Source organism: Roseobacter sp. S87, assembly GCF_055693285.1.
The window spans coordinates 2,710,912-2,728,661 of record NZ_JBVFTR010000004.1 but is presented as its reverse complement, the minus strand read 5'-3'; the positions used below and the strand labels follow the sequence as shown (position 1 = coordinate 2,728,661).

Sequence of the window (17,750 nt, the reverse complement as noted above, 5' to 3'; positions counted from 1 at the left end):
GGTTCTGCACATCTTCTGCGCACGATCTGCCCGGCGCATATGAAATGACCGGGCACACATGTGATCGGCCTAAGGAGTAAAAATATGCCAGAACCGAAACTGATTTCCGGAGTTCCGGCGTCGCTCGCGATGGATGGGTGGTGGCTGGAGACCCGCACGCCAAAGACGGCAGACCAGCCATCAGACCGACCGGATGGGAACCTGACCGCCAGGGCGCAGATGACGCCTGTTGTCGTACTGATTGCGGTCGTTATCCTCGCCGACCTGCTGTTCTGGAACAGATCGGCGGGTGTGTCCGTGGCGGTTTTCGCCTTTGGCCTTTTCGTTCTGGCAGTTGTGTCGGGCAAACGCACAGCGGGCCTCGGTCGGGCAGCTCTCGTTCTGTTGGCCGGATGCCTGCCGGTCATTGAATACCTCCAGTTCTTATCCTTTGTTTTTCTGGTCCTGAGTTTCGCGACGGCGCTGATGCTGACACATTCTCCGACGCTGAGATGGGATGATGCGACCACTGCAGGCATCGGTTTTCTGCGGCAGCTGCCTCTTTGCTGGTTGCGGCTGCCCGGAGGTGCGCTGTCGGGTCTGCGGAAAGCCGGGCAGAGCGCCGGACGGCAGGGACAACCCGCCATCTGGCTGCGCAACTGGTCGTTTCCGTTGGGCGGAGCATTTGTATTCAGTGCACTGCTGATTGAAGCAAATCCGGTTCTGAACACCTTCTCAGCACCTGATCTCGACTATGCACGGTTTATGCAAAGAGCGCTTTTCTGGACCGGGTTCGCGATGATTGCCTGGCCGGTGTTGCGGGGGGATCGGGGCAAAGCAGTTGACCTGCGGGGCGTCGCCGTGCCGCTGTCCGGGTTCGGCATCAATGCAGGCTCGGTCGTACGGGCGCTCTGGTTGTTCAACGCTTTGATCGGTGTGCAGACGCTGCTCGACCTTTCAGTCATCTTTGGCGGTACAGCCCTGCCGGCGGGTATGAGTTATGCGGAATACGCGCATCGTGGCGCTTATCCGCTGCTGGTGATGGCCATCCTCGCCGCAGCATTCGCGCTCGCAGCGACACCGTTTCTGGGTGAAAACCGGGTGATGCGGCCATTGTTGTTCCTTTGGCTGGGCCAGAATATCGTTGTCTGCGGGTCCGCTCTGATGCGGCTGGAACTCTATGTGGATGTTTATGGGCTGACGTATCTGCGGATATACGCACAGATCTGGATGTGCCTTGTGGCGGCGGGTCTTGCCCTGACAGTCTGGCAGGTGCACAGCGGCTACCCCACGACCTGGCTCGTTCGTAAATGCTCCATCCTGACCTGTGCAGTGCTGTATGGCACCTGTTTTGTGAATTTTGCGCAGGTGATTGTGGATCACAACATGGCGCTGGCAGAACCGGATTTCTATTACCTCTGTGGTCTTGACCCGGTTGGCGGCATGCACAGGCACGTCGCGGACGTTGCAGCAAAGGGTTACGAAAGCTACTGCGATCTGCGGGTTCCTCAGGTCCGGTACTGGCAGGAATGGGGCTTTCGCACTTGGCGGGCGTTGCCTTAGACTGACTGGAAACAACGTGGGCCGATACGTGAATATTCTGATTGTGGATGACGACCCCGGGTTGCGCAACGTGCTGACCGTCGCGCTGGAACGGGAAGGGTATCAGATACAGACCAGAGCGAACGGGCAGGATGCCGTGTCCCATGTGTTTCGGGAAAACCCTGATCTTGTGATCCTGGATATCGGGCTGCCGGCGCTGGACGGGTTTGCCGTCTGCCGGCAGATCCGCACGCGTTCTCAGGTGCCGGTCCTTTTTCTGACCGCTAGGGAGGACGAGATTGACCGGGTGCTTGGCTTTGAGCTGGGAGCAGATGACTATGTCACCAAACCTTTCAGTCCGCGTGAACTGGTGGCGCGGGTCAGGGCCATCCTCAAACGTTCAGGCAACGCTGCACAGCAGCCTTCTGAACTTGTCGCGGGTCCGATTGTGCTCGCACCTGCGCAACGCCGGTGCAGTATCGGCGGGGACATACTGGCACTGACCGGCACAGAATTCAGGATCCTGGAACATCTGATGCAGTCCCCTGACGCGATTGTACCCCGGGCCCGGCTGATCCGGGACATTTGGGGTGCCGCAAGTCCGGTGTCGGACCGGACGCTCGACAGTCACCTGAGGAATCTGCGCAACAAGCTGGCCAGGCATGCATGCGAAGGAATGATTGAAACGGTGCACGGGCAGGGCGTCAGACTGGTGTCTCCGGCATGACGCGCAGGTGGCGGCCCTCGCTGGGGTTCGTGCTGGGTGGCGCATTGTTCGGCACGCTGTTCCTTTCTTTTCTCGGGCTGGTTCTTCTGCGCTACATCGGGCCGGAGATCGGGTTTCGCTATGCTGCAATGATACTGGCAGTCTGCATTGCCGCCCTCACCGCTGTGCTGGGCTGGCTGCTGGTGCGACTGCTGCTCAGACCGATCCGCGGGCTGGAGGCCTTCGCCTCGGCGCATGAAACCGGGGGGACCCGCCAGCTCTGAAGCACTTTGGCACGCGGGAAATCCACCATACTGCGGCCGGGGTGGTGGCTATGGCTGAGGCGCTCCGCGACAGAGAGACATCAATCCGGTCATACACCGATCACGTGACACATGAGTTGAAGACGCCGGTCTCTGTGATCCGCGCAGCAACAGAACTGCTGAGCGATGGCCCGCAGGACAGTGCTGGGAACGGACAACTCGTAGCGCAGATTGATGAGGCCGCCCGGACCATTGAAAAGCAGCTGGGTGCCCTGCGGTCTGCGGCGCACGCGCGAGAGACACGCTATACCGGGTCTTGCACACTGGCTGATCTGGCAGATGATCTGACCGCAGCCCATCCCGGCATTGTGCTGAGAACTGATGGTGCAGCAGTGCCCTTTCCCATTGCGCGCGAAGGTCTGGCGATTGTCCTGCATCATCTTCTTCGGAACGCAGCGGAACATCAGGCCGGGTCGGTCCTGCTCAGCGCCGCAGATGAAGCAGGCCCCGTTCTGACCGTTTCCAATGATGGTGCACCGGTCCTTGCACATGATGCCAAAAGGCTGTTCGAGCCTTTTTTCACAACCCGGCGCGACAGCGGGGGAACAGGCATGGGGCTGGCTATTGCGAGGAATGTCCTTGAGGCAAACAACGGCCAAATCGCATCGGTACCTTTGGAAGAGGGCGCCTGTTTCGTGATCCGGTTCCGGACAGGATGATCCACGCCATGACGTGAGAATCCACCGGCGGGTTTTAGAAGGATTAAAATCAGGGAATTGGGAGGCTTCCGGCGTTCAGCTGCGCTAGAGAAGAGGGAGTGTCCGGGCAGGAAGCCCGCCCGGACACCGTGTCGTATCAGGCGACCAGATCGAAGCGGTCGGCGTTCATCACCTTGGTCCATGCTGCAACAAAGTCGCGTACAAACTTCGCGCCGTTGTCGTCCTGTGCATAGACCTCAGCATAGGCCCGCAGGATCGAGTTGGACCCAAAGACCAGATCGGCACTGGTGGCTGTCCACTTGACGTCGCCGCTGGCACGATCACGGATTTCATAGGTTCCGTCTTCCATCGGTTCCCATGTGTTTGCCATGTCCGTCAGGTTGACGAAGAAGTCGTTCGTCAGCTGACCTTCGCGGTCAGTGAAGACACCGTGCTTTGTGCCGCCGTGATTGACGCCAAGCACCCGCATGCCGCCGACCAGAACAGTCATTTCGGCGGCTGTCAGGCCCAGAAGCTGCGCCTTGTCGAGCATCAGCTCTTCGGGTGCGACAGCGTACTGCTCCTTCTGCCAGTTGCGGAAACCACAGGCGAGCGGTTCCAGCACGTCAAAGCTTTCTGCGTCGGTCTGCGCGTCGGTTGCATCACCGCGGCCTGCGGTGAAAGGTACCGAGAGGCTGAAGCCAGCCGCGCTGATCGACTGTTCGAGCCCCACATTGCCCGCCAGAACGATGACGTCTGCCACTGATGCGCCGGTCTCTGCCGCGATGGGTTCCAGAATGCCGAGCACTTTCGCCAGACGCTCCGGTTCGTTGGCCACCCAGTCATTCTGCGGTGCCAGACGGATGCGCGCACCATTGGCACCGCCCCGCTTGTCAGACCCGCGGTAGGTCCGCGCGCTGTCCCAGGCCGTTGCGATCATTTCGGCTGCGGAAAGACCGCTGGCCGCGATTTTCGCTTTGACGGCATCGACATTATAGTCCGTGGCACCTGCGGGGATCGGATCCTGCCAGATCAGGTCTTCGGCAGGCACATCAGGGCCATAGTAGTTGGCTTTCGGGCCCATGTCGCGGTGGGTCAGTTTGAACCACGCACGGCCAAAGGTCTCTGCGAAATACGCCGGATCTGCGCGGAATTTCTGGCAGATTTCGTTGTAGATCGGGTCAACCTTCATCGCCATGTCCGCATCGGTCATCATCGGCATCCGGCGTACCGTCGGATCGGTCGTGTCGATAGGCTTCTCGTCTTCCGGCATGTCGACCGGCTGCCACTGGTTGGCCCCGGCGGGGGATTTCGTCAGTTCCCATTCGTAGTCGAAGAGGTAGTCGAAATAGCCCATGTCCCATTGCGTCGGGTGCTTGGTCCAGGCTCCCTCGATGCCCGATGTGAAGGCGTTCGTGGCTTTGCCGTCGAGGCCCGGGTTGTTCCAGCCAAAGCCCTGCGCATGCACGGGGCAGCCTTCGGGCTCGGCACCGATGTTGGCGTGATCTCCGCCACCGTGCGCCTTGCCGACGGTGTGGCCGCCACAGGTCAGTGCCGCGGTTTCTTCGTCGTTCATCGCCATACGCGCAAAGGTTTCGCGGACGTGCAGCGCGGTACGCGCGGGGTCCGGGTTGCCGTTTACGCCTTCGGGGTTCACATAGATCAGACCCATGTGCACTGCGGCCAGTGGGTTGTACATTGTGCCCGGCTCATCCAGATCGCCGTAGCGGTTTTCTGACGGCGCGAGCCATTCGTTTTCCGCACCCCAGTTTATGTCCGTTTCAGGGCCCCAGATGTCTTCGCGGCCGAAGCCGAAACCAAAAGTTTTCAGACCCATGGATTCATATGCCATGTTACCGGCGAGGATAATCAGGTCAGCCCAGCTGAGCGCGTTGCCGTACTTTTTCTTGACGGGCCAGAGCAGACGGCGGGCCTTGTCGAGGCTGGCGTTGTCCGGCCAGGAGTTCAGAGGCGCAAAGCGGATGTTGCCGGAGCCTGCGCCGCCGCGGCCGTCACCCATGCGGTAGGAACCCGCAGAGTGCCATGCGAGGCGGATCATCAGACCACCGTAGTGGCCCCAGTCGGCCGGCCACCAGTCCTGGCTGTCTGTCATCAGCGCCTGAACATCGGCTTTTACCGCTTCGTAGTCGAGCGCTTTGACCGCTGTGCGGTGGTCGTAATCCGGGTCCATCGGGTTTGTGCGGGCGCCGTGCTGATGCAGGATGTCCAGGTTCAGCGACTTGGGCCACCATTTAGTGACGCTGTTGTCGGTCCCGGTGTTGCCACCGTGCATGACGGGGCAGCCGCCGGCCGGGTCAATATTGTTGCCGTCCATGAAATCTCTCCCTTGAGGTTACGCTGCAGAGCACAGGCGCTCTGTTGACCTGTATGTAGTCCGCGCTGTCGATAAACTCCAATTGGAACTCCAAAAGATTGTGATAAGCTGAGCTTATGATCGGTCTTACTCTGAAGCAGTTGCGCTATTTCGAAGCGCTGGCGCAGCATCAGCATTTCGGGCGCGCGGCGGATGCCTGCGCCATTTCGCAACCAGCCTTGTCGCTCCAGATCAAAGAGCTGGAGCAGATGTTCGGCGCGCCACTGGTCGAGCGGGGCGGGCGCGAGATCCGGCTCACGCCTATCGGGCTGCGGCTGCTGGAGAAGGCCCGGCAGATCCTGCTCAGCGTCGGTGAGCTGGATGATCTGGTGCGCGCAGCCCAGGGGCCGCTCAGCGGGCGGCTGCGTCTGGGCGTTATTCCGACGGTTGCCCCCTATTTTCTGCCGCAGATCATCGCCGATCTGGCAGGGCGGTTTCCGGGTCTTGACCTGACACTGCGCGAAGCGGTCACGCATGCCCTGATCGAGGATCTTCAGGGAGGCAGGATTGACCTTGCTGTGGTGGCACTGCCGGTATCAGAGCCTGCGCTGACGGAATTTGCCCTCTTTGAGGAAGACTTTGTGCTGGTGCGTCCGGCCGAGGATGCGGACAAACCGGTGCCCAGCCCGGTTGCCCTGCAGACGATGCGCTTGCTGCTGCTGGAAGAGGGGCATTGTTTTCGCGATCAGGCGCTGTCGTTCTGCGAGTTTGGCGAAAGCCGCCCCGGCGCGCTGATGGAGGGCAGCTCTTTGTCGACGCTGGTGCAGATGGTAGGGGCCGGCATGGGGGTGACTCTGATCCCCGAAATGGCCGTCAGCCTGGAGGCGCGTTCTGCAGAAGTGGCCATCTCGCGGTTTTCCAGCCCGCGCCCGTCCCGAACGATCGGCATGGTCTGGCGCAAGACCAATCCGCTCGCGGATCAGCTGATGCAGGTTGGCGCTATTATCCGCGCGGCGGGGATGAAGGGGCACACCGCAGGTGGTGAGGCGGTCAGCTGACCTGCATCGCATCGCGGATTGTGTTGCTGTAGGCACCGATGGCACCCAGACCACCGGTATGCACATAGCAGACGCGCGCGCCCTGCGGGATGTCACCGGAAGCCGTCAGCGCCGGCAAAGCAGCGAAGGATTTGGCCGTGTAGACCGGATCAAGGATCAGGCCACAGTATTGTGCCGCCAGTTTCATGGCGTCTGCGGCAGGGGGGCCGACACGGCCATATCCCGGAGCCAGAGCACCGTCCCAAACGACAACATCCTCGTCATTGACTGCATTTGCAGCATCGGAGAGCCCGGCCAGGCGCGAGACAATCCGCCGGATGCGGGGTGCCTGTGCCGCTGCCGGGCGGCGGACGCAGCCACCGATGACCCGTGCCTGCGACCCGGCCCCGCGCAGGCCCGCCAGCAGACCGCTGTGAGTGGACCCGCTGCCGGAGGCCACAACAAACACGTCAAAGCCGTCGTCCTGCTCCAGAATTTCCCGGGCACAGTCCATGTACCCCAGTGCTCCCAGAGGGGGATGACCTTCGGACAGGTGAATGATGTAAGGAGTGGCCCCTTCGGCGCGCAGTTCTGCGGCCCGGTCATGCAGTGCTGCATCCGCGCCCTCTTCGTCCTCCCCTTCCGGGTAGTGCATGATCTCAGCCCCCAGCAACCCGCACAAAAGTGCGTTGCCGGCTTTTCTGTATGTATCGGATTTACCGGGTACGCGGTCTTCGAGCTGCACAACGGCGCGCATGCCCAGCGTGGCGGCAACGGCGGCTGTCAGGCGGACGAAGTTGGACTGGACCGCTCCGGTGATCAGAACAGTATCCGCTCCCTGCGCGAGAGCGGCCCCGAAATAATATTCGAGCTGCCGCGCCTTGTTGCCACCTAAGGAAGGTCCCGCAAGGTCATCCCGCTTGATCCACAGATCGATACCCAGATGTGCGGACAATCGTTCCGCCCGCTCCAGCGGTGTCGGCTGTGGCACGATGATCGACCTGGGATGCATCACGGGACCTTAGGTTGGGGGCAGTACCCCCCGACTATTGCCCGGTGTTTCACAGGGCGCAATGACCTGGCCCTGCCGCAATGCCGTCTATTCCGCCGCGACGGTCCATCCAGGGTCAAGAGGCAGTGTGCCGGGCGTCCACTGGCGCACGTCATTCTCCAGAACCGCCTTACGGAGCGCTGTCATGCGGGCGCGGCGTTCATCTTCCGGCATATGCAGCGCTGTCAAAATCGCCCTGTCCATAGACTTGTGTGAGAAAGGGTTGGCGACGACCGCCTCCCCCAGTTCTACCGCCGCACCGGCGAATTCAGAGAGCACAAGCGCGCCGTCTCCGTCGATGCGCGAGGCGACGAACTCCTTGCAGACAAGGTTCATCCCATCGGCAAGCGGTGTGATCCAGGCAACATCTGCGACCTGGTAATAGGCGACAAGATCGGCAAAAGGGATCGCCCGGGAGATCAGCGCCACGGGTTGCCAGTCGAGCGTGCCAAAGCGCCCGTTGATACGGCCCGCCATCTGTTCGATGTCGTTCTGGACGTTCTCATAGGCGGTCATGCCACTTGCGGCGGATACCGACACATGCATCAGCCGGATCTGCCCGCGCAGCTCCGGGTTGTTTTCCAGCAGCCGTTCAAAACAGCTGAGCTGTTCCAGCCCGCCTTTCGTGTAATCCGTGCGCCCGACCGACAGGATCAGCCTGGTGTCCCCCAGCTCAGCCCTGAGACGCGTGGCCTGGGCTTGTGCCTCTTCGGAGCGGGCGCGCTGGTCGATGAAATCGGTATCGACGCCCACCGGTGTGACACTCACTGCGACCCGCCGGTCACCAAAGCAGACTTCTGTCGGCATGATCCGTTCGGTCAGTGCGGTCCCCTCAGAGATCCATTTCTCCGGCACACGTTCGCGTTCCGTGACCTCGACGTCAAAGAGACTGCGTGCCACGGACACGAAGTTTGCCGCATAACGCGGCACATGGAATCCCACATCATCACAGGCCAGCAGGCTGGACATGATCTCTTTGCGCCACGGCAGGACGTTGAACATGTCAACAGACGGGAACGGCGTGTGATGGAAAAACGCGATACGCACATCCGGACGCAGCTCGCGCAGGTAACCGGGCACAAGCCACAGGTTGTAATCATGCACCCAGACCAGAGCGCCGGGTGCTGCCTCGGCGGCTGCGGCTTCGGCAAAACGCCGGTTTACGGCCTGGAAATTTGCCCAGTCGACAGGGTCGTAATTGTACCGCTCCTTGAAGTTATGAAGGATCGGCCAGAAGGCTTCTTTTGACGTGACGTGGTAGTATTCGCGCACCTGCTCCGATGAAAGCGGCAGCCGCGACACGGAATACTGACCATAGGCATCATCAATTTCGATCCGCTGCTCAAAGTCCGGATTGTCCGGGTCATCCGCCAGTTTCCACGCGATCCAGGCCCCATGACGCACGCCGCCAAAGAAGCTCTTGAGCGTGGGGACAATGCCGTTGGGGCTTTTGTTTTCGCGCAGAACTGTTTTTCCGTTCTCCACAACCTCTTCATAGGGTTGGCGGTGATAGACGATAATCAGGTCGGATGACATGGGGTTCTCCTCAGCTGGCCGGAAACATCCGGCGCGATACGATGGCTTCGGCGATGCCCGAAACACCATGTGCCTGCGCCTTGTGGACGTGGTCATGATCGTCAAGTTCGCGCAGGAGCGCTTCTTCTGAATTGCCGACTGCAACCGCCGGAAGGCCAAGGGCCAGCATCGACAGGTCATTGAGCGTGTCGCCGGCCACAAGTGTGCGCTCGTTCCGGATCCCAAGATGTGCCAGCAGGCGCAACAGGGTCGGCCCTTTGCTGACCCCACGCGGCAGAACGTCGAAATAGCGGTTGTCGGAAATCAGCGTATCGAGCCCGAGTTCCCCGATTTTTTCGATCGCTGCCGGATTGAACTGTCCCGGCTCCATGTCATAGCTCACCCGGTACCGGAAGGCCGCTGACTGCAGTCTGAGGCCCGGCGCGCCGGACAGGGTTGCCTGGACGCGCAGGCCGGCATCACCCCAAGCTTCGGCGATTTCCGCCTCGAGCTCTTCAATCGGATCAAGCACGTGGTCATGTCCCACACGGGCAACCGTTGTGCCCACATCACCCACCACGAAATCCGGCCGCGGGACACCCTTGTTCCGCGTCAGATCGCTGATAAAGCCCGGGTCGCGGCCGGTGACAAAGATCAGTCCGATGCGGTCACGGTTGCTTTCGATCCAGGCATAGAACCGGGCGCGATCCTCTTCAGAGCCTCCCAGAAAGGTTCCGTCGAGATCGGTCGCAAGAACGAGGTCCTTGTCTGCAATGTCGGGCATGGTGAAGGTTTCGTGACGGGTCATGATATCCTTTCGGCAAGTGTTGAGATGTCCTGGTCGGACGCGGGATGGCTGAACGCAACGTCCATTGCGCGCGGTTCAGCCTCGATCGGGCGGGCCCAGAGGCTGGCGAATGCCATCCCCAGATCTGCACCCTCGTGCAGGATCTTCTGCACGGTTTCACAGATTGGCATGGTGACGCCCAGTCTGCGCGCAAGGTCGGTGACCGACCGGGCATTGAATTCGCCTTCGACCACGACGGGGCGTCCCTCAAAACATCCGGCGCGCGGAATGCCCTGGCCCAGTTGCTGGCCAAGCGCCATATTGCGCGAAGTCGTGCTGGAACAGGTAAGGGACAGGTCTCCGATACCGGACAGACCTGTCACCGTTTCACGCCGGCCACCGAGCACCTCGGCCAGCATTTTCATTTCATCAAGTCCGCGTGTGATCAGCGCCGCACGCGTGTTTTCGGCAAATCCGGCGCCGGTCATCATGCCACAGGCGATGGCGATCACGTTTTTCACGGCGCCACCGATTTCGACGCCGATCAGGTCATCAGAAACATAGGCGCGGAAGCTTTCCGTGGTCAGCGAAACCGCAAGCCGCGCGGCCGGACTTTCGTCAGGGCGCAATCGGTCCGCATAGGAAAACGGAAATGCCACTGTGGCTGCCGTCGGATGCCCAAGGGCTGTTTCCCGTGCGAAGGTCGGACCCGAAACGCATCCGATCGGTCTGTGCCCCAGTTCTTCCTCGGCGACCTGTGTCATCAGAAGGCCGGTTTCTGCCTCGATGCCCTTGGCGCAGACCGCGACCGGTACATCGGCAGGAGCGTGCTCTGCGACCTGGCGCGCAACACTCCGGATGCTGCGGGAGGGTACGACAATCAGAACAACTTCGGCCTCGGAGAGCGCATCGGCCATCCGGCGCGCTGCGCGCAGGGTATCAGGCAGCGGCACACCGGGCAGATAAGCTGCGTTCTCATGCCTGCGGTTTATGCTGTCCACCGTGGCACTGTCGCGACCCCAGAGACGTGTGCGCACGCCAGCACGCGCAAGAGTTGCTGCCAGAGCGGTTCCCCAGGACCCGGCACCCACAACCGCAGCACGGCGATACTGCCGGGCAGGATAGGGACAGGGCGTTCCGGAAACCGGCTCATACTTCAACAGACTTCTCCCATTCAGCTTCGGTCTCAGGCCCGCAATTGTGCCGGCGCGTGTCGCAAACAGACGATTTATGTCGCAAAAAGGTGTGTGGGAAAGGTGCATTTTCAATGCCGCAAGTGCATAAAATACCTCAAATTGCTCCGTTTCGTCGCAGTTGAAGGGCTGGCGCGCCGAAATTTTCACCGCAAAAGATGAAAAAAATGGCACGAAATAATAAAAAAGCGACATTGAAATGTCGTATTTTGACTTTTCAGGATACCTGCCTATATCATGCCGCAACGCAGCAATCCGTTGGGAGTAAAATTCATGAGTTCATCTGTCGTCCGTACCGCCATTTTTCCAGTTGCTGGGCTTGGTACCCGTCTCCTGCCGGCGACTAAAGCAACGCCCAAAGAACTGCTGCCGGTTCTTGATACGCCGCTCATCCAGTATGCGATCGACGAGGCTCAGGCGGCCGGTATTGAACGGATGATTTTTGTAAGTCACCCATCCAAGGCGGCGATTGAACGCCATGTCATGGATGACGCCCGGCTGCGCAAAGAACTGCGCGCCAGAGGCAAGCCGGAACTTGCAGCAGAGCTGAAGGAAGCATCCTTTCCAGCGGGGTCAGATGATGTGGTTTTCGCGATGCAGCATGACCCATTGGGCCTTGGGCACGCGGTTGCCTGCGCGCGCGGGCATGTGCTGCCCGGACCTGTTGCGGTCATCCTGCCCGATGATCTGATTGTGGGTACGGGCTGCATCGGTGACATGATCGAGGCGTACCAGCAGCACGCAGCGGGCCACATGGTTGCGACGATGCAGGTCGACCGCGCGGAAACGCGGAAATACGGGATATTGTCCGTGACCGGTCAGGATGGCCGGATGCTGCAGGCGGACGGGATGGTGGAAAAGCCGCATCCGGACCTTGCGCCGTCCTGCGATGCGGTGGTCGGGCGGTATATTCTCGATGGCTCCGTTTTTGCGGACCTTGCTGCGCAAAAACCGGGCGCGGGCGGAGAGATCCAGCTTACCGATGCGATCGCCAGGGGGCGGCGCGTGTTGGCCTCGCAGGTTTCCGCTTTTCCGGTCAGCGGTTCGACTGCGGTTCCAAAGCGGGAATGCTGCGCGCGACGCTGCACCTCGCGGCCGAAGATCCGGAATGCGAAGAAGTGCTGGAAGAGCTTGTCGCAGCACGCGGCACTTATCTGGCCGCGTGACCGCGCAGCAGCCCGAAGCGCGGGATCAGATGATCAGACCGCGGGCTTCATAATCTGACACCAGAAGATGCACGGGATCGGTGTCCTCATCGATCTCGGCAAACCGACCGATTTCCTGTTCGAAGATGTTGTCGGTCAGGTCGTCGTTCACCGCCGATACCTCGCCGATCAGAACGTCACCGCCTTCGCCCCAGAATTTATGCCAGTTGCCAGGACGCAGTGTGACGCTCTCGCCCGGGGCAAGTTCGAGCACATCGCCGGCGTTGAGCTTCCGCAGCACGCCATCACAGGCCACCGGTACCGGTGCGTCCCGGTCGATGCTGCCATCCGGCGCGCTTTCGAACATTTCAATGGCCAGCGTCGCGCCGCCCCGGTTGATAATATCCTCTGTCTTGAGAACATGCCGGTGCATGGGCGAAATCTGGTTGTGCCGTGAGATCATGATCTTTTCCGCGTAGCACATGCCGCCACCCGCCTGCAGTTCGGCCAGCGAGCCATTGCGTGTGGTAAACAGAAACAGACCCATGTTGTCGAAATCGCCTGCGCCGTAGTCCGTGATGTCCCAGCCAAGGCGGGCAGCGGTGATCCCCTCAATCTCATCCCGCCGGCGCACCATCTCGTCCGGCGACCAATAGGCAAAAGCAGGCATTCTGTATCCGAACGACCTGATAAAGGCGTCGGCTTCCAGCAGTACAGAGTTGATCTCAGAGCGTTTCATAACAGCGGTCCCCGGGGTGATTTTGCGCAGTGATTACCGCCACTGTTGCTGGCAGAAAAGCGGTTTCTGCTACGTCATACGACGAAACATGTTTCGGCAAGATGCGCGCCCGGCAAATCAGGAACTCAGATGTCCAACTCGCCAATCAGCGCTGCCCAGGAGGCTCCGTGCATGTCGCGGTCTTCCACCGCGCCCTGTACCGCGGGGCGTGGCAGGCTGAATTTCACCACGTGCAGATTTTCGATGTCGAACCGTTTGACGGTCTGCGTGTCCGCGTCGAATACCGATGCAATCTGCCCGACGCTCAGACTGTCCCGCACGCGTGAATAGCTTTCGGCAGAGCCACAGAAGATGTCGATGGTCAGCCAGAACGGACCCGCATTCTTGCTGCGGACCTTGGTCACAAGGGATCGTAGTTCAGCCAATGTCGAGGACCTCCAGCCGGAATGCGCTCATCGGGTCATCGAGGTGCAGCACGTGGTTCAGGGCGAATTCGTAGACGACTCCATGCGCCATCTCAGGCGGCGAAAACAGGAACGCAAAAGTGGGCTGTTCCTCTTCCTGCGTCAGCGGGTGATGCAGCAGATAAGGGTTGAGCATCTTGCCGATTTCTCCGGCCTGTGCCTCGGAAGGTGCGGTGATAATGGCAACAACGCCGATCTCCACCGGATCGGCTTTGCGTTTCTCCAGAGTGCCAAAGCTGGCGGAATGGCCGATCAGGCGAAGCTCAAGCGTGAACTGCCCGGGCGACAGCCCCATGCGGTCCATCACTTTGGCGCTGCATTTCGCGACAATGTCATCCGCCCAGGCCTCAGCATTCCGCACGTAATGCTGATCCCGCAACAGCGCGATGGCCACGCTGCGCCAGCCCACAGCCCGCGCGCCTTCCAGTTTGACGGTGTAGTCATCCGACGGCACCCATTCGGACCCGGTGACCCGGACCGAGCGCTCATCGACGCTGGTGTAGGTCGCACCGGTTACATCAAGGTGCCCGCCGGGTTCATAAAGAATGAATGGATCGGAATTCTCGTAGAGCATATGCGCTGAGACCGTGTGCGGCGACGCATGTGCGCCATCCGCCAGAGGCGTGACGGTAAAACCAGCCTCGTCGAAATCGATCATAATCACGCCGGACTGCGGGTTCGTCGCACACAATGCGCCGCATTCGCCGATTTTGGCACCATGCCAGGCACCACCCGCGTGGCATCCCCGCATCAGCGGCAATGCCGCCAGGATCGCAGTGTCAGTGGTGCGGCCTGCAATGATGATATCCGCCCCTGTTTCGAGGGCCGCTGCGATCTGTTCTGCCCCGGCCAGAGCCACAACGTTGGTGCAGCCGCGCAGCAGGTCCGCGTCAACGTCCGGGGCGTTGCCCAGGGGGTGATGCGGTTGGCTTCCCACTCTGACGCGATGAATTCCGGGTCCTGACCGCTGCGCAGAACCGCAATCCTGACCGGATTTCCCTGTTCGGCTGCAATCTCGCGGGTGATATCCAGCATCCAGTCCACGGCGCTGTCCGCGCCACAGGTGCCCGCAGTGCCGATGACCAGAGGCACGCCGGCCTCTGCCCGCGCCTGCATCAGACCAGCCCATTCGATCCGCGTGGACGAACGGGCGTATTTCGAGACGCCGCGCCCCAGATAGGACGGCCCGCTGTCCGTGGATCCGCCGTCAATCGCAATGATGTCGGGCCCTGCTGCGATGCCGCGCTGCAGGGCCTCCTGATCGTAGTTCAGGCCCAAAGCGCCCGACGGAACCAGTACTTTGACCATCAGTCTTTATGCGCCTCCGGTTTTTTCAGCACGCCGCGCAGGAACATCGGTGCCACGAACCCCGCAATTGCGGCAATCCAGAAGCCGATCGCAATAGGCGATGAGAAAAGATACATCGGATCGCCGTCCGAGAGTGTCATCGCGCGCCGCAGAGCGTCTTCCATGTTGCCACCGAGCAGAATGCCCAGGATGACCGGCACGGTCGGCACATCCAGTTTGCGCAGGAAATAGCCCAGTACACCAAAACCGATCATGAGCAACAGATCGAAATAGCTGCCGGAAAGCGAATAGATGCCCACGAAGGAGATCATCGTGACGCCCGGTAGCAGCACCCAGGCCGGTACCATCAGGATGCGCACAAAGATTTTCACCATAGGCACGTTCATCGCAAGCAGCACAAAGTTTGCGATCAGCAGCGAGGCAATCAGTCCCCAGACCACTTCGGGCCGCTCCGAAAAGAGCGTCGGGCCGGGGGTGATGTTCAGTGTCATCAGCAGCGCCAGCAGTACGGCCGTCGTGCCCGAGCCCGGCACGCCCAGTGTGAGCATCGGGACAAGCGCCCCGCCCGCCGCAGAGTTGTTGCCCGCCTCTGGTGCAGCAATGCCCTTTGCGGCGCCTGTGCCGAAGCCACCCGTTGGTCCTGCAATAGATTTCTCGGTCATGTAGGCCAGGAAAGAGCCCAGCGAGGCCCCGGCACCAGGCAGGATACCTGCGATGAACCCGACGCCGGACGCGCGCAGCATTGTCCATTTGGTGGCGATGATGTCTCTCCAGGGGATAGTGACCCTGTCCAGCTTTACACCGATGGACGAGCCTTTGCCGTGACTTTCGATGAAAAAGAAAATCTCGGCGATGGCGAAGAGGCCAACAATAGCCACAAGAAAATCGATGCCATCGTAAAGATGCAGATTGCCGCCGGTGAGCCGTGGCAGGCCGGACGAGCTGTCCACGCCGATCATCGCGATACCGAGACCGATGCAGGCCGCCAGGGCTGCTTTCGCCTGATTGTTGGAGGCCATGCCGCCCAGCGTGCAGAAAGCCAGCAGATAGAGTGCAAAGTATTCAGCAGGGCCAAACAGAAAGGCAACGCGTGCCAGCGACGGTGCCAGCAGCATCAGACCGACAGTGGCCAGCAGCGCACCCACAAAGGAGGCGACGCCCGACAACACCAGCGCGTCGCCCGCGCGGCCCTGTTTGGCCATCGGGTATCCGTCCAGGGTGGTCATCAGGGCAGGTTCGTCGCCTGGAATGTTCAGCAGAATTGACGAAATCCGCCCGCCGTACATCGCGCCGTAATAAACCGAGGTCATCAGCACCAGCGCTGATGTCGCATCAAGGCCAAGGGTAAATGTGATCGGGATCAGAATGGCGACGCCATTTGATGGTCCAAGCCCGGGCAGGGCACCGATGATCGTGCCCAGAAAGCAGCCGCAGACCGCGAGAAACAGTGTGTAGGGTGACAGCGCTACGCCAAAACCAATGGCAAGGTTCGCAAGAATATCCATGTCAGTGCCCCCCGACGAATGGAATGAGGATGGCGATGGCTTCCCAGAGTTTGGCAGCCGTGGGGATGCGGTATGCCACGATGTTGCCGAGCCCCAGCGCGTATTTGAACAGTACAAACAGGCCCAGTGAGAGGCCGATGCCTGACAGGATGGCGGGTCGGATGCGTGGCGAGATCTGATAGCTCAGGATGCCCGCGGCAAACATGGTTGGCAGAATGAAGCCAAGAGGTGTGAGCAGGACGGCGTAAACGGCCAGCACAATCACGGCCACGCCCATGGATATCCAGGTGGGCGTTTGTGGCCACGCCGGATCCGGATCGGGTTTGAAAATAATCGACAACGAACACAGCGCTGCTACCGCGCCGATCATCAGCGGGAACAGTTTCGGCAGAAATTCGCCCGAGAAGAAGTTCGTCTGAATCTGAGTGGCAGCCGCGATATACGCGACTGCCGTGATCAGAGTGATCAGACCGAAAATGCGGTCTGAAGCCATTACTGAGTGACCCCCAGCTCTTTGGAGAGGCCCGCGATGTCTGCCACCAGACCATCAATGTAGGACTGGAAGTCGCCGCCCACTTTGGTGAACGGTGCGAGGCCGTTGTCAGCCATCGCTTTTGCCCATTCGGGGCTGTCTGCTACCTGCTGCAGCTTGTCGGCCCAGGTGTTGAACTGGTCATCAGAGATGTCCTTGGGCACGTAAAGACCACGCCAGTTCACGGCCACGACGTCGTAACCCTGTTCTTTGGCTGTCGGGATGTCCTCAAAGCCCGGAACGCGTTCATCTGTCAGCACAGCGATGACGCGGATGTCACCGTTTGCCAGGAAGCTGACAACTTCGGACATGTCGCCGGTCATTGCCTGAGTGAAGCCACCCACTGTCTGTGTGATGGCATCTGCACCACCGTCGACGCCGATGTATTTCACTTTGGTGATGTCGGTGAACCCGCCCTCTTTGAGGACCATCAGTGGTTTCATGTGGTCGAAACCGCCAACAGCGGAACCACCTGCAAAGGCAACTGAGCCGGGATCAGCCTTGATCGCTTCCACCAGATCTCCCAGCGACTGGTATTCGCTGTCTGCCGCCACGACGATCACACCGGGGTCAGCGCCGATGGCACCCACAAAGCGCACCTGGTCCGCGGTCATACCCGCATAGGCGTTCTGCGCCAGGCGCGTTGTTGTTGCGGTCGATGCCGCAACGATCAGGTCAGCATCATCGCCGCGCTCGTTGACGACATTGCCAAAGGCCAGACCGCCGCCGGCACCCGGCATGTTGGTGACCTGCACTGGTTTGTCGACGGCACCGATGTCGTACATGATCTTACCGATCTGACGGCAGGTGAAGTCCCAGCCACCGCCCGGGTTTGCCGGCGCGATGCACTCAGCCGCAGTTGCGGCGCCACCGACGCCAAAAGTGAGCACGGCACTCGTGATGAGCGCCCCTACGAGACGTTTTGTCATTGGTTCCTCCCATTTGACACGCGGGTCTCCACCCGCTTGTGTA

18 protein-coding genes are annotated in these 17,750 nt (G+C 60.6%); 6 read left to right on the top strand and 12 right to left on the bottom strand.

The genetic code is table 11. The features are described 5' to 3' along the window. The first annotated feature begins 84 nt into the window (after window positions 1-84). From ACZ1HA_RS14285 to ACZ1HA_RS14270, 4 genes are read left to right on the top strand one after another with little or no spacing between them, the layout of a single operon-like run. Window positions 85-1,542: a DUF4153 domain-containing protein gene (locus ACZ1HA_RS14285; protein ID WP_472714340.1), complete on the top strand. Its 1,458-nt coding sequence runs from the start codon at window positions 85-87 to the stop codon at window positions 1,540-1,542. 16 nt (window positions 1,543-1,558) lie between these two features. Continuing rightward, window positions 1,559-2,248 carry a response regulator transcription factor gene (locus ACZ1HA_RS14280; protein WP_472714339.1) on the top strand — a complete coding sequence of 230 codons (690 nt, stop codon included), beginning with the start codon at window positions 1,559-1,561 and terminating at the stop codon, window positions 2,246-2,248. Further along, on the top strand, window positions 2,245-2,511 hold the full coding sequence (locus ACZ1HA_RS14275) for a hypothetical protein (RefSeq protein ID WP_472714338.1): 267 nt from the start codon (window positions 2,245-2,247) through the stop codon (window positions 2,509-2,511). The genes ACZ1HA_RS14280 and ACZ1HA_RS14275 overlap by 4 nt, the downstream gene beginning before the upstream one ends. A gap of 50 nt (window positions 2,512-2,561) precedes the next feature. Continuing rightward, entirely contained in the window at window positions 2,562-3,209 is a 648-nt protein-coding gene (locus ACZ1HA_RS14270; protein WP_472714337.1) for a sensor histidine kinase, read from the top strand. Between the two features lie 136 nt (window positions 3,210-3,345). On the opposite strand, the gene katG is transcribed toward ACZ1HA_RS14270, so the two are convergent. Continuing rightward, window positions 3,346-5,523 carry a catalase/peroxidase HPI gene (katG, locus tag ACZ1HA_RS14265; protein WP_375229913.1) on the bottom strand — a complete coding sequence of 726 codons (2,178 nt, stop codon included), beginning with the start codon at window positions 5,521-5,523 and terminating at the stop codon, window positions 3,346-3,348. Window positions 5,524-5,639: 116 nt separating this feature from the next. Here katG and ACZ1HA_RS14260 point away from each other — a divergent pair, with 116 nt between their 5' ends. Beyond that, complete coding sequence (locus ACZ1HA_RS14260) at window positions 5,640-6,560, top strand: LysR substrate-binding domain-containing protein (protein ID WP_472714336.1); 921 nt, start codon at window positions 5,640-5,642, stop codon at window positions 6,558-6,560. Here the strand turns inward: ACZ1HA_RS14260 and ACZ1HA_RS14255 are convergent. The 4 genes from ACZ1HA_RS14255 to ACZ1HA_RS14240 form a co-directional block, all read right to left on the bottom strand. Then, a complete protein-coding gene (locus ACZ1HA_RS14255) occupies window positions 6,553-7,551 on the bottom strand; it encodes a D-cysteine desulfhydrase family protein (RefSeq protein WP_472714335.1) in 999 nt (332 codons plus the stop codon). The genes ACZ1HA_RS14260 and ACZ1HA_RS14255 overlap by 8 nt on opposite strands. Before the next feature lie 87 nt (window positions 7,552-7,638). Beyond that, complete coding sequence (gene ggpS / locus ACZ1HA_RS14250) at window positions 7,639-9,126, bottom strand: glucosylglycerol-phosphate synthase (protein WP_472714334.1); 1,488 nt, start codon at window positions 9,124-9,126, stop codon at window positions 7,639-7,641. A 10-nt stretch (window positions 9,127-9,136) separates the two neighbouring features. Beyond that, entirely contained in the window at window positions 9,137-9,913 is a 777-nt protein-coding gene (locus ACZ1HA_RS14245) for an HAD family hydrolase (RefSeq protein ID WP_472714333.1), read from the bottom strand. Further along, window positions 9,910-11,052 carry an NAD(P)H-dependent glycerol-3-phosphate dehydrogenase gene (locus ACZ1HA_RS14240; protein ID WP_472714332.1) on the bottom strand — a complete coding sequence of 381 codons (1,143 nt, stop codon included), beginning with the start codon at window positions 11,050-11,052 and terminating at the stop codon, window positions 9,910-9,912. Before ACZ1HA_RS14240 ends, ACZ1HA_RS14245 begins: the two co-directional genes overlap by 4 nt. Before the next feature lie 306 nt (window positions 11,053-11,358). On the opposite strand from ACZ1HA_RS14240, the gene ACZ1HA_RS14235 reads away from it, so the two are divergent. Continuing rightward, a complete protein-coding gene (locus ACZ1HA_RS14235) occupies window positions 11,359-12,309 on the top strand; it encodes a UTP--glucose-1-phosphate uridylyltransferase (RefSeq protein WP_472714331.1) in 951 nt (316 codons plus the stop codon). On the opposite strand, the gene ACZ1HA_RS14230 is transcribed toward ACZ1HA_RS14235, so the two are convergent. The 7 genes from ACZ1HA_RS14230 to ACZ1HA_RS14200 all read right to left on the bottom strand — a co-directional run bounded on the left by ACZ1HA_RS14230 (window position 12,277) and on the right by ACZ1HA_RS14200 (window position 17,707). After that, window positions 12,277-12,969, bottom strand: a complete 693-nt coding sequence (locus ACZ1HA_RS14230) for a D-lyxose/D-mannose family sugar isomerase (RefSeq protein ID WP_472714330.1) — start codon at window positions 12,967-12,969, stop codon at window positions 12,277-12,279. The two genes, ACZ1HA_RS14235 and ACZ1HA_RS14230, sit on opposite strands and share 33 nt — an antisense overlap. A 125-nt stretch (window positions 12,970-13,094) precedes the next feature. Next, the gene (locus ACZ1HA_RS14225) at window positions 13,095-13,394 is read right to left on the bottom strand and encodes a DUF4387 family protein (protein WP_375229921.1); all 300 of its coding nucleotides are present in this window, start codon (window positions 13,392-13,394) and stop codon (window positions 13,095-13,097) included. After that, window positions 13,387-14,292, bottom strand: coding sequence for an acyclic terpene utilization AtuA family protein (locus ACZ1HA_RS14220; RefSeq protein ID WP_472714329.1), 906 nt, complete (start codon window positions 14,290-14,292; stop codon window positions 13,387-13,389). The genes ACZ1HA_RS14225 and ACZ1HA_RS14220 overlap by 8 nt, the downstream gene beginning before the upstream one ends. After that, the gene (locus ACZ1HA_RS14215) at window positions 14,184-14,741 is read right to left on the bottom strand and encodes a hypothetical protein (protein WP_472714328.1); all 558 of its coding nucleotides are present in this window, start codon (window positions 14,739-14,741) and stop codon (window positions 14,184-14,186) included. The genes ACZ1HA_RS14220 and ACZ1HA_RS14215 overlap by 109 nt, the downstream gene beginning before the upstream one ends. Beyond that, window positions 14,741-16,246 (bottom strand): tripartite tricarboxylate transporter permease, encoded by a 1,506-nt coding sequence (locus ACZ1HA_RS14210; RefSeq protein ID WP_375229924.1) that lies wholly within the window; start codon window positions 16,244-16,246, stop codon window positions 14,741-14,743. The genes ACZ1HA_RS14215 and ACZ1HA_RS14210 overlap by 1 nt, the downstream gene beginning before the upstream one ends. Before the next feature lies 1 nt (window position 16,247). Beyond that, a complete protein-coding gene (locus ACZ1HA_RS14205; RefSeq protein ID WP_375229925.1) occupies window positions 16,248-16,739 on the bottom strand; it encodes a tripartite tricarboxylate transporter TctB family protein in 492 nt (163 codons plus the stop codon). Beyond that, complete coding sequence (locus tag ACZ1HA_RS14200; RefSeq protein WP_375229926.1) at window positions 16,739-17,707, bottom strand: Bug family tripartite tricarboxylate transporter substrate binding protein; 969 nt, start codon at window positions 17,705-17,707, stop codon at window positions 16,739-16,741. The genes ACZ1HA_RS14205 and ACZ1HA_RS14200 overlap by 1 nt, the downstream gene beginning before the upstream one ends. Between the last annotated feature and the right edge of the window lie 43 nt (window positions 17,708-17,750).